Annotated in this window: 4 protein-coding genes; 2 read left to right on the top strand and 2 right to left on the bottom strand. The window is 43.7% G+C overall.

Features of this window, described 5'->3' with window-relative positions; genetic code table 11:
• Nucleotides 1–17: 17 nt before the first annotated feature.
• Nucleotides 18–305: an acylphosphatase gene (gene yccX, locus AB4486_RS18630; RefSeq protein WP_017059706.1), complete on the bottom strand. Its 288-nt coding sequence runs from the start codon at nt 303–305 to the stop codon at nt 18–20.
• Between the two features lie 88 nt (nt 306–393).
• Between yccX and AB4486_RS18625 the strand changes: the two genes are divergently transcribed.
• Together AB4486_RS18625 and AB4486_RS18620 are read left to right on the top strand one after the other, a co-directional pair.
• The gene (locus tag AB4486_RS18625; RefSeq protein WP_372118117.1) at nt 394–1,797 is read left to right on the top strand and encodes a methyl-accepting chemotaxis protein; all 1,404 of its coding nucleotides are present in this window, start codon (nt 394–396) and stop codon (nt 1,795–1,797) included.
• 129 nt (nt 1,798–1,926) lie between these two features.
• Nucleotides 1,927–3,120, top strand: coding sequence for a class I SAM-dependent methyltransferase (locus tag AB4486_RS18620; RefSeq protein WP_017066319.1), 1,194 nt, complete (start codon nt 1,927–1,929; stop codon nt 3,118–3,120).
• An 83-nt stretch (nt 3,121–3,203) separates the two neighbouring features.
• Here the strand turns inward: AB4486_RS18620 and AB4486_RS18615 are convergent, their stop codons facing one another.
• Nucleotides 3,204–13,037: a tandem-95 repeat protein gene (locus AB4486_RS18615; protein WP_372118114.1), complete on the bottom strand. Its 9,834-nt coding sequence runs from the start codon at nt 13,035–13,037 to the stop codon at nt 3,204–3,206.
• Nucleotides 13,038–13,055: the final 18 nt, after the last annotated feature.

Here is a 13,055-nt window from a genome sequence, read left to right as displayed (position 1 = left end):
ATACTGTAGTGCTACAACTACAGTATTTTAAACGCCCCTATGCGTACGTCTTGGCGCTCACTATCTTTAACTTGATGCATCACAACGTTGTCTACTGTTGCGCTCGAAGGGCCAATATAGAGCCAAGCATGTAACTTCTCAATTTGCTGACTCTCTCCGACAACTAACACTTCAACTCGACCATCATTTAAGTTCTTTGCATAACCTGAGAGACCCATAGCTTGCGCCTGCCTACTGGTGTGGTAACGGAACCCAACACATTGAACTACGCCTGACACGACAAAAATATATTGTGAACTTTCCATAACGTTGCCTCATAAATTATATGAATGATATAGTCGAGTTTCTATTCATTCACCGCTTATTGGTGGACTTACTTCGAGTATAACGATTATGAAAGAAATCCCATTTCGTTGGATTGACAAATATCTCATTCACCTAAAAATCCAAGAAAAGTTCTATCTACTCTTCTTATTGCCTCTTCTCGCCCTGGTTATATTAACTCTCGTTTTAGATAGTGCCGCGGACTCTTTACTTGCTCACCTTTATCAAGAAGAAATGCTCTTGATGAAAGGGCTTATCGAAGCGGGTCAACTCACTAAAGATCAAGTAGCTCAGCTTGTCAGCAGCTCTGAAACCATCTCTTTAGGCTACGGTGCTGGTTCTGTTTCAGTGATGAATGGAGCGTTCAGCCTAGTTGCTAACCATGACCAAAACCTTTGGTCTGCTCTATCGACGACTCAGGTTTCTATCATCGCTGTAACCCTAACGCTTATCGCACTAGGTGTTTACTACATCATGACCTTTATTGGCGGCGCGATGTTCTCTATGAACAAAGCTCTGAACACGCTTGCGAATGGCGACTTAACTTGCCGCATGAACTACTTCTTAGTTCGTGACGAGTTCAGTGAAATCGCGATTACAATCGATAAAGTTGCGGAGCGTGAACAAAACATGGTTCTATCAATCCAAGAGTCTGTCGCTCTCATGCAGCAGATCAGCTCGGACTTGAACCAGTCAACACAACAAAGTTCAGACATCTCAGGTAACCAACAAGAACACTTGAATAGCTTAGCAAGTGCAACGGAACAAATGGCGGCTACCATTCGCGAAGTCGCTACCCTTGCTCATGCGTCTAGCTCACAAACGATGGACGCTCGCGGCGTTGCTCAGAGCGGTCAAGTCAAGGTTTCAAATACATTGGAGTCTATCTCTAACCTATCTCAAGAGATCCAATCCGCTTCACAAGCAGTAGAAGAGCTTGATGCCAACGCGGCGCAGATCGATGAGGTGGTCGCAACCATCAATGGCATTTCAGAGCAGACCAATCTACTCGCATTGAACGCGGCTATCGAAGCCGCACGTGCTGGCGAGCAAGGTCGTGGATTTGCTGTTGTTGCCGATGAAGTTCGTGCCCTTGCCGGTCGTACTCAGCAAGCAACGGTTGAAATCCAAAGCATGATTGAATCATTACAACGTAACAGTCAATCACTGACCAAGCTGATGGAAGTCACGGTGAACAATGCTAACGAAGGCCAAACACTGATGTCAGAAGTGAACGTCGAGATCGGTTCATTAGCGGAAAAAAACCAGTCTATTTCAGATAGCAGCACTCAAATTGCTACCGCGGCTGAAGAACAAGGCGTAGTCGCTGACAACATTGCACAGAGTGTTGAAGAGATTCGTCATCAGTCAGACAGTATCTGCGAGATGATCAGTAAGAGTAATTCCAATGTTGACCAACTTCGTAAACAAAGTGATACGATGGAAGGTTTGCTGACAGGTCTCAAAGCTTAATACTTATATCTAGCCAGTATGTGCTGATTAATCATTACTAGGGCTGCTTGTGCAGCCCTTTCTTATTTGCTTTTCAACTGTACTTCCTCGACAATACCCCTCCTTCAAATTCAACAAACAGAGTAAATTATGACTCCTTCAATTCATCTAGCTAAAGGCCGTGACAAATCACTACGCCGTAAACACCCATGGGTATTTTCACGCGGTATCGATAAAGTCGAAGGCGAGCCAAAATCAGGTGAAACTGTAGACGTATACACTCAAAATGGTCAGTGGCTTGCAAAAGCGGCTTACTCACCGGAATCTCAAATTCGAGCTCGTGTTTGGACATTTGAAAAAGAAGAAATCAATAAAGCATTCTTCGTAAAACGAATTCAAGACGCGCAATCTTTGCGTGAAGATATCATTGAACGTGATGGTCTAACTGGCTACCGCCTTACTGCAGCAGAGTCTGATGGCCTTCCCGGTATCACAATCGACAAATATCAAGATTTCCTCGTATGCCAATTACTTAGCGCCGGAGCTGAGTTTAATAAGAACATACTTGTTGAAGCTTTAATTGAATGTTTCCCTGACTGCAATATTTATGAGCGTTCTGACGTAGCAGTCCGTAAAAAAGAAGGCTTAGAACAAGTTGTTGGCGTACTTCACGGTGAAGAACCACCTAAATCAGTGGTCATTGAAGAAAACGGTGTGAAAATCAGCGTAAACATTATCGAAGGCCATAAAACGGGCTTCTATATGGACCAACGTGATAGCCGTAAAGAATCGATGAAATACGTTAAAGGCAAAGATGTCCTTAACTGTTTCTCATATACAGGTGGCTTTGGCCTTTACGCACTTAAAGGCGACGCGAAGCGTGTTATCAACGCTGACGTATCTCAACTTGCTCTTGATACCGCTAAATTCAACGCTGAACTTAATGAGTTTGATATCTCGAAAAAGCGCGCTGTATTCCTAAACGCTGACGTTTTCAAACTGCTTCGTGAGTACCGTGATCAAGGCACTAAGTTTGACGTAGTGATCATGGACCCACCAAAGTTTGTTTCAAGCAAGAATAACCTAACTTCAGGCGCTAACGGCTACAAAGACGTTAACATGCTTGCGATGCAAATCCTGAAACCAGGTGGCACTCTACTCACCTACTCTTGCTCTGGCTTAATGGGTACTGATTTGTTCCAAAAAATCATTGCTGATGCAGCATTAGATGCAGGCCGCACTGTTAAATTCGTAGAACGCTTCGAACAAGCAGCCGACCACCTAACAGACACTGCCTACCCAGAAGGTTTCTACCTGAAAGGTTTCGCTTGTAAGGTTTTATAATAGCCACAAAAAATAAAACCACCTTATATAAAGGTGGTTTATGTTTGGACAAGAGACCGAAGCTTATGCTTCGGTCTTTTCATTTACCCATCGGTATACTTTAGACCACTTTGGTCAAACAAGTAGTTGGCTAGGTCATCCGTCGCTACTCCCTCAAACTCAATCGATACTGAATCACCACCTTTAGTAACGGTAACAACAGAACCACCATTACCATTAGATGAGACTGAGTCTTTAATATCACCTAAAAGAGAATCGATTTCACTTGAGTCTAACTCTTCAAATAGTTCAGAAAGGTCAATTTTATCGCCTTCATTCACATCAAAATCTTTGATGACATCAGCGCTTCCATCTAAGTCTCCGTCTAACCAGGCGAATAAATCTGCTCCTTCCCCACCTGTCAATGTATCGCTGCCTTCTCCGCCAAATAAGAAGTCGTCACCCAAGCCACCATCTAAAGTGTCATCTCCACCTTGACCATACAAGATATCGTTACCCTCACCACCTGACAATTCATCATCAGCATCGTTTTCTGAAGCAGTACCGAACTCTTCTTTGTGACTAGTGACGTAATCATGAATCGTCTTAGCATCAACGTCAGCTAAACCCGAACTGAGTTTTTGAGCTACGTATTCTTGGAGCGTTAGCTCTGTCAAACCGTCATCAGCAAACAGCACTGGCTGATCACCAAACAATATGTCATCACCACTTTGTGCGGTTATCGTATCTTCTCCTGGAACAGCCTGTACCGTATCACCAGCGATTGCTTCAGCAAGGTCTTCTACTTTGATGTTGTGGTCAACCACTTTGTCTGTATCAAACATTTCTAACGTGTCTTTGTTGACATTACCACCAAGGCCAATAGCCTGTACCGCAGACAAGCCAGCTAAAATATTAAACATGTGAACGGCTTGTGGGGTCACCTTATTGCTGCCTGTATCGGAAGCGCTGTATTTATCCCTAAATACAAGCTCATTACCATCAATTTTCAACTTACCAAGCCTAACACGATTACCATTGTTATCTAGATAAGGTGAATATACGTGCGCATGGTTATGGCCATGACCATTGTCATATTCAACAACCTTAACACCATTTACTTCTATGCTTCCTGATGGCTGTAAAGATGCTAAGTCAAAATCGGAACCAAGGATATCTTGTAAGCTTAGAGCTTCACCCTTAGATTTATCCGCATACATCCAGAACTGATCAAGTTCATCATCGTCCAAATCATCCTGTGTTGCTTGGTTAATTTCACCATCAGTGATAAAGAACGAATGATTAGTCGCGTCATTATCTGGTAGTGAATTAAACCACTCTATCGCAGAATCGAAGCCAGCCTCATAGTTGGTTCGTCCTGAGTTGTCATCAATTATCGTGTTGAGGGCGTTCTCAAACTGAGTTTTAGGGTTAGCTGAACTCAAATCGATACTAATGACATGAGACGCATTAGTTTCAAATTGTGTTAGCAGCACGTTCACAGTACCTGAGTTTTCACCGCCTGCACTTTCAACTAACTTATCAAATGCCGCCTGCAATTCAGGCTTAGCGTCGGCAATCGTACCCTTCATACTACCGGAAGTGTCGAAAATAAACGCGATGTTGTAATCCTGCCCTGGGATAATTTGCAAGCCTGATGTATCGCCGATGACAATGTTACTGTTTTCATCAGTAATGATGTTATCAGATCCACTCTCACCCATTAATATACTGTGATTGCGGACTGATGCAGAAGATGTGGCATAACTGTCCTGTGAAGTACCATCCACTTCAACCGAAGTTGCTGTAGCCTTAAGTTCAAAGTCTAGGTCGCCTTGATAATCAGAAGGTACTCGAATCTGTACATCTCCAAGAACGTTACCTGCAGCATCAATATCTAACTCATAAGTTGCAACACCATTCTCAGATGAGACTGGCTCTACAGCCTCTCCATCTATTTCTAGCTTCAACCCTGAAGGAATCCCGGTTAGTTCAACTTTGTCGCTTAAGGTCTCGCTTCCATCGACATCAACAAGCGCAACTGACACATCAATCGGTAGAACTTGCTCTTCTAGAATTTGATAAGTGCCAGATTCATTGTCCAAACTCACGATAGTATCTTTGAATACAATCTGCTCTATCTCGTAAAGGTGATCACCAGCTTCTTTATCACTAGCACCTACTTGGTCGGCCGTATCAATGAAACGTTTGTCTTCGACAATCCAATATGGAACTTCACTATGATCATCAGCAGGGAACCAACGTAAAACGTAGTCTGATATGTCCCCTGTATAAATAACACTGTCTACTTGGTTAAGATCATCGATCGAGCCTATACCTCCGTCAAAGTGGTCGTTATAAGCGCTTCCTATAAATGTATCACTTCCCTGTGTACCCGCCGATACATCACCGACAAAGTGGACAGGAGACAATGCTACATCATCTGGATTGCGCTGATCTTTCGCTATAAACAAATCATCTTTGTCAGTACGATCATCAGTAGTATCAGCGTTATTAATCACGTCTCCACTAGAGGTGAGTCCCTCAACAATATTACCCGTGTTACCCATTTCTAGTAGAGTGCCATTATTAAATTGATCTTTAATGGCCTGTTCGTCAGATGTATCGAAGCTAGGTTCCACTCGAATTGTTTTCAAATCACCAATAGTAATAGTAACAACAGGAGCATCAGCCACAGGCGTAATATCTACCGTAAGCGTATGTTCTTCTGACGTACCATTCTCGTTTACAGCCTTGAACTTAATTTCAGCGTAGTCATTCGATTTATTGCCTACACCTTCAACATTGAAGCCGTCATAACCAGATTCGTTAGCATCTGGATTAAAGCCTATCACGCCTGAAGTTAATTGAGCCGAAGTAATCTGAGTCGAGTTTAGTGGCTGCCAATTTGGCTCTTGAACAGTGCCAAGGTTAATCACCAACGCTCCATCGAGCGGTTGATGAGTTATCACTATATCGTTGCCAGACTCAATCCCAAAATCATCAATCGATAGCACTAAAATAGTATCTTCTTGTCCAAAGGCTTCCTTACTCTCAGCATCCGGTCCAACAGACACTGGATGAACAATCAAGTCGAAGGCCCCGTTCGAAATCTCACTGGTATCTCCGACAATCTCGTCTGAAATAGCTTCAATCTTAACGCTATAAGTGCCTGGCTCATCAACCTGAATCATCAGATCAGTGAGCACTGTTTCGGCAGTACCATTTGATGTTAACCAAGCAGATATATCAACTTCACCATCAGCATTAACAACAAGCTCCTGATCTCCAAGTTTAACAATTGAACCTTCAGGCAAACCGGACACGACGAGTCTCAATGTCTCTGAACCATCGGTATCAACAAGCTGCGTAGTGATCTTAGAGACATTGATAAAGGTATCTTCCAGCCCTTCATTAATATCGAACGCTGGGTAATAACCACCCTCTAAGGATTCATGTTCAACCTGTGCCCCGATATTAACTTTATCCTCAAGCGAACTTACATCCGGAACAATATCGAAGTTGTCCGTGTTAAAGTCTACGGGTTCATTGCCACCAACTGCGACACTGATAGTGGCATTACCTGGACCAGCCTCGTTGTCGTGGAATGCAGTAATTGTGTACCAACCAGATGCCGATGGTACAAAGGCTGAAGACTCATAGGTACCGCCTCCGCCCCAAGTTTGAGAGGCCATGGTTTCACCACCGACTTCAAGTCTAAATGAATCATCTGCATGACCACTAAACACGTATGACTCACCAGCAACTAGGAATACCAAACCAGTAAGTTTGCTCGAAATGTTTTCGATAGCTGGAGAGTTCTGAGTGCCAAAGTCTGGCGTCTGTGTGACATCTGAAGTGTTGGCAGCACCTGCAGACTCGATAGCTTGTTCAACAACGTCCGGAGCGACACCGCTACCATTGTTGTAATCAAAGTCTAGGTTCTCCCATTGCTCTAACTTAAAACCTTCATCTAAATCTACATTTGGTGTTTCTACAACTAACTTGGCAAGTGTCGTGTCAGGGCGAATATCAATCGACATCGTCGTACTAGAGCTGGTGTTGATGCCGTCAGAACTGTGGTAGTTAAACTCCGCATAATCTTGCTGATTATTACCAGTTACTACATTATCTTCATCAAACATTGATGTACTAGATTCATAGCTTACTGGGTTGAATATCAAGAAACCTTGTTCAACCTGCTCTTGGCTTACTGATACTCCTGTACCAATCGTTTCAGTATTTAACAGAACCCATTCATCAGTAGATTCGTTGTACAGATACATATCACCCGCACCTGGAGCACTAGTGATAACAATCGACAATTCGCTGGAATCTGCATCAGAAACGTTGAAATCGGCCCACTTAAACGTAATCGATGAACCTTGGGCTTGTGCCTCATCGCCAATGACATGTGAGTCCTGTGCTTGCGGTGCTTCATCGTTATCAATGATCGTCGCAATACCTTGCTTACCATCCACTTCGAGCGTGAAGTTCTCATTTAACTCATCAATGCCGTCTTCGTTAGTTGGTACCTTGATGTCAAACGACGTTACTCCCGCAGGCACAACAAGCTGACCATTAACAAGCGTCACGCCCTCAGTGAACTCTACGTTGTCGGTGAAATCTTTGTTATCACCGAGCTCGGCAGAACCGGAGTTTAACGACCAGTCGAATCGAGTCTCTTGACTGCTTGTGTTAACTAGGTTCACGGTGAAGACGGCTATATCGCCTTCAATTACTTGTTCATTATTTAGATTAACCGCGTTGCTCACTGTATCGATAATTGGAGCTTCATCGTTATCAGTAATGCTACCCACAGAGGATTCACCACCAACAGTCACGGTGTAGGTTTCAGCGATCTCATGGAGACTGTCATCAATTGTCGGAACCAAGATTGCAAAGTCCTTCACACCAATTGGGACAATCAGTTTTCCACTTTGCTGATCATAGGTGACGCCATTAGTAAAACGAACCTGACTCAGGTCGAGATCTTTTTCGTCACCCGAATCATTCGCAGCATCCGTGTTCTTACCAAAAGTAACGTCCAACGCAGATTCAACAAGTGCACTTGAATCCAAAGTGACTTTAAAGCCAAGTTCATCACCTTCAACTACTGAGTCTGCTAGCAGGTCTACAGACGCAACACTAGAAGGGGTCGGTAGAGGGTTGACGATAACATTAACTTCAGCACTCGCGATTTGGCCATTATCATCAGTAATCTGATATTTAAACGTTGTTTCACCGACAAAGTCATCGCCAGTTAAATCAAAGTATACGATGCCGTCTTTGATATACGCATTACCTTCCGTTTCACCGTATACATAGGTAATACGTAGATTGTCGCCATCTGAATCGATATCGTTATTTAGAAGCTCAGAACCGATAATGCCAGCAAGCTTCGATGTTGGAATCTCAAGAATGCCGCCTTGATTCACTGCATATGCGCCTTCACTAGAGGCTTTAAAACCAGTTAGGAAGTAATCTGACGCATCATTATCATGCGTTGCTTGGTTGGAATACTCAGTTGCTTCAAATACCACAGTATCAAATGCGATTGGCGTACCATCAGGAGTAAGCGGTGTTATTTCGTAAGTACCTTTATTGTTACCGTCTTCAGCAATAAACGTATCACCTGCAACCGCTACGCCATTGAGGTACGCTACCCAACTGCCTTGTTCATGGTTATCAGTGAAATCACCGTCATTACCTTCGTTTTTAAACAAGTTAGATACTGAAAATGTAAACTGAGTCGCAGGGCTATCTAAATTGATTTCAAACTTCTCAGATTGCTGTTCTGCACGATCATATTCAATCTGAGCACCCAATCCACCCACTTTGCCGGCAACACCAATCTTAATACCGCTGTGTGCAAAGTCTTTATCTTGGCCATTGAAGCTGGCACTCAGCTCAGCACCTTCAGCCGACCATGGAGAGTCGTTGTCTTCACTGAACTCACCCAGTTTAACTTCGAAGCCTTGCGGATCGTTATTCGCATTCAGGTCACCAGACTTATCGATAGTAACTGTCTTAACTTCACTTTCGTTACCATCACTGTCTACCGCTTTATATTCGAATGAATCTGACGCCTTAGCTTCAAGAGAAGTCAGCTCCCAGTTACCTGGTCCTTGTGTGCTTGCTTCCACCGAAACAATCTCAGCACCTTCAGGAGCGACAATCGTGACATTTTGATTATTGTGGGTGTCATCATAAAGGAAGGTTTTGTCTTCTGTGACACCATTACCATAATCAAAGGTGACTGTAATCTCGGCTCTTGATTGAACACTATCATCAGCATTTGGGGCAAACCAGCCACCCAAACCGCTTAGACCAACCGTTACTGAGTCCGCTGGACGAGAAGAGAAATCAATGTTGATTACCTCATCTTGGTGAATACCGCGATTAGTCGATGCAATACCGAAACCCATATGGCCTTGCTGGCTGTTGTTCTGTACTAAAGGCTTGGCGTCAACGTTATTTCGACCTTCCGAGGTAATGGTGACGACATCACCATTATCAAACTTCAGTTCGCGAGTATACGCATCTACTTCATCACCCCAGTTATGAAACTCTGCAGTGCTATGAGGGCCTTTATCTAATGTGGATGTATCATCAACACCTAAGAAGAAGCCTGTTGATTCTTGGTCATCTTCATAAACGATGTTGTTAGGATCTGCATACGTCTGCCCAACTACCACTTCAACCTTGTTATTACCATCGACATAGTAAAGAGTTCCTGAATCAGGTAGCTCTGTGATGATCACACCGAGATTTGTATCTGCGTCATTATCGTTATCATCTTCGTCATCAGAAATATGGTCTGTACCACCTCCTTCGATAGCTCCCATTCCGGTATCGAAAATAACTTGCGAAGAGCCATCTGCATTGAGAGAAATAGAGAAGTCTTCAGCTTTTGGCGGGTTATCATGGCTGTCGTCAATAGCTACATTTTTATCAGCGCTAGACGTATCTAGCTTCTCAAATACATCGGTACCATCTTGAGTTACGGATACAACACTAACGTTAAACTCTTGTCCGACTTCGTATTCGTTGTCTTGTTCAGTTTGAATCTCAAAGGTCGCTGTATTTGTATTTGCGTCTACGTTTACAGTTATAACTTCAACAATATCTTCATTGCTCGCGTTTGTGTAAGAGTACTGAAGAGTAACCACACTATCTTCAGGCACTTGCTCACTTAGCGTAATCGTAAATGGGCTTGTCTTATCACCCTCAATAACTGAATCGGGACCAGTCAGCCCAACTGTAACGGTATCTTTATCATTTGTGTCTGTCTCATCGACAATCTTAGCTGTATCTGAGTCCTGTTTGTCATTTTCAACAAACTCGCTAGTTGAGCTAGCTTTTAGGGTTACAGTCTCTTCACCCTCAAGCAATTTATCATCAAGAACCTTGATGAAGACTTCTAAGCTACCCGAGCCGCTAGCAATAATTAGATCGGCAAGCTCCTGCTCTGAAAGCGCTTTATAATCTTGTCCATCTTTAACGTAAATATTGTCTTCGTAATCGACACCTTTAGTTGCAGAATCCCCTGCAGCCCCTAGTGTAAGAGCAAGACCAACGTTCTCAGAGACAAGCTCATCTAGGTTGATTTCAAAAGATAGGAACGCTTCTTCTGCTTCTGTCACTGGTTGGCCTGCCTTAACAGTTAGCTCGGCGACAGGTAATACATCAACATTCACTACAACCGTATCTGTACCACCGTTACCGTCCGACACGGTAACAACAAATGAATCATCTCCATCAAACTCGTTGTTCGGAGTGTACTTCCACTCGCCAGTTTCAGGGTCGATCTCAACACTACCGTTTGTAGGTTGGCTCACCGTGTAAGTCAGGTCAGTGTCGTCAATATCAGTTGCAGTAACCTTACCAGATACAGAGTTATCCTCTTTAGTCGATACACTTATTTGATCAGTATCGCCAATCGGCACTCCATCTTTGACAAATATTGGGGCATCATTTTCTGGAGTGACATTAATCGTAACCACGGCGGTATCAGTACCACCTTTACCGTCAGAAACTGTGTAAGTAAACGTAGCGATACCATTGAAGTCATCCGCTGGAGTGTAACGAACGGTTTGAGAACCATCTTGTAGCTCAATTAACTCAACCTGACCGTATGTTGGATCAATCACTAAACTATCTAAAATAATTAACGTATCACCATCAACGTCAGAATCATTCGAAAGTAACTCGCTACTAGGGATATCGAGAGTTATATCTTCTTGTGTCTGAAGGCTTTTAATCACTTCTTGAAATTTGATATTGTCTAGATAAGTCCCACTCTTGTCGCCTTCAGTACCAACTTCTCTAAATGAAAGGGTATTTGAACCATCTCCACTACCACCTAATAATTCCAATAACCGAGTTTGCATTATGTTGCTTTCAGGGGTGATCGTAGCAATGACTTCGCCGTTCCAAATGACCTCAAGCTCAGCACTCGGCAATCTTTCGTACATTGCCGTATCAAAAGACAGTTGGTATAGGGTACCGCTTTCCACACCTTGAATTTGTTGGGTAAGGGTTACATTGTCACCGTTACCTTCCATATCAATCATACGATCGCCGTCTGTTTCATCAACAGCATAGCCTTCTTGAACTGAATCTAAAGCACCAGTTCTTGCATCGTAGGACCAACCATCTAGTTGGTCGATTCGAGAACCCCAACCGGCATTTGATACCGATTCATAGTCTTCAAAGCTACCATTGACGATCAGGTTATCACCTAATTCTCTTGAATCATCGTTCGCGATAGGGTCATCATTTACTGGTGTTACATTAACGGTCACTGTCGTAGTGCTTTTTTCACCATGAGTATCAACAATGGTGTATTCGAAAGTCGCTTCACCATTGAAGTCTTGGTTAGGTTCAAACACGACATTGCCATCTATCAGCTGAACAGAACCGTTTGTAGCATCGGTTGCGTTGACAGAAAAAATGGTTATGTCATCCCCATCAACATCGAAATCATTGGCTAGCAGCTCACTACCACTAATAGTAAGAGCCTGATCTTCTTCCGTTATGAGTTTGGGTGCATCTATTCCGGTAACTGTAATGTTATCGATGAACGCACCAAGCGAATCAGATTTACCCGCACCAGCAAAAGCGATTAAAGTAGCATCACTACTAACATCAAACTCAGCATTTGCTTGATACCAACCTTTGTTATCCGGACCATCTAGTGTTACAGAAATGCCTTCTGGAGCAGTCACTGTTCCATCCGCATGCAGCGTAATAGTTGTATTCCCAACAGTAAAAGTCATATCAGACGACGAGTTGCCGTCTTGGCGAGGGTTATAATCGAACTCTACCCTCAAAGAGTCTTGATCCGACGTATCAATTGATGTCGTCATCATCGTGTTTTTATGTGGGTCTAGCTCTGCGTAAAAATCACCGTCGGTAGCATCAACAATTAAGCCGTCTCGCTCAATCTCTATACCATTAGTAAAGTCCCATACCTCTGATGGATCTTTAGAAACAACCGTCCAACCCGCTGGGTTTGCCATATTTTCGAATGACTCAGTGAGCAATATGGTTTCTTGAACGTTTTTGTAAGAATCACTGATGGCTACAGGCGCATCGTTGACTGGCGTCACCGTCAAGTTGAACGTGCTGTCTACCGGTGTGCTGCCATCTTCGTTGCCGTCTTCAACGTTAATATCGAAAGACGCCGACGTGGTTTCGCTGCCGTCATGTTTAAACGTCACTTTACCCGCCGCCAACTGCGCCACCGTAAAGCTGCTCGACGCGACGCCGTTCACTAAGATTGTGCCGTTACTCACGTTGCTGACCGTGAAGCTCACGCCTGTGTCCGTATCGTCAACGTCCGTGTAGCCAAGATCTGCCGCCGTGATGGTGTAGCTGCCTGCTTCATCCATTTCACCCAACAGATCGCCTGTCAGCTCCGGTGCATCATTCACTGGCGTCACCGTCAAGTT

This window comes from Vibrio sp. 10N.222.55.C6, from assembly GCF_041473395.1.
Lineage (GTDB): Bacteria > Pseudomonadota > Gammaproteobacteria > Enterobacterales > Vibrionaceae > Vibrio > Vibrio crassostreae_C.
Note: the sequence above shows the minus strand (reverse complement) of the source record. Positions and strands in the feature narration are given on the sequence as shown.

What these genes read in the sequence shown, in the direction of transcription:
- AB4486_RS18620 (WP_017066319.1), top strand. Translation starts at nt 1,927, where the DNA reads ATGACTCCTTCAATTCATCTAGCTAAAGGCCGTGACAAATCACTACGC.
- AB4486_RS18625 (WP_372118117.1), top strand. Translation starts at nt 394, where the DNA reads ATGAAAGAAATCCCATTTCGTTGGATTGACAAATATCTCATTCACCTA.
- yccX (WP_017059706.1), bottom strand. Translation starts at nt 305, where the DNA reads ATGGAAAGTTCACAATATATTTTTGTCGTGTCAGGCGTAGTTCAATGT.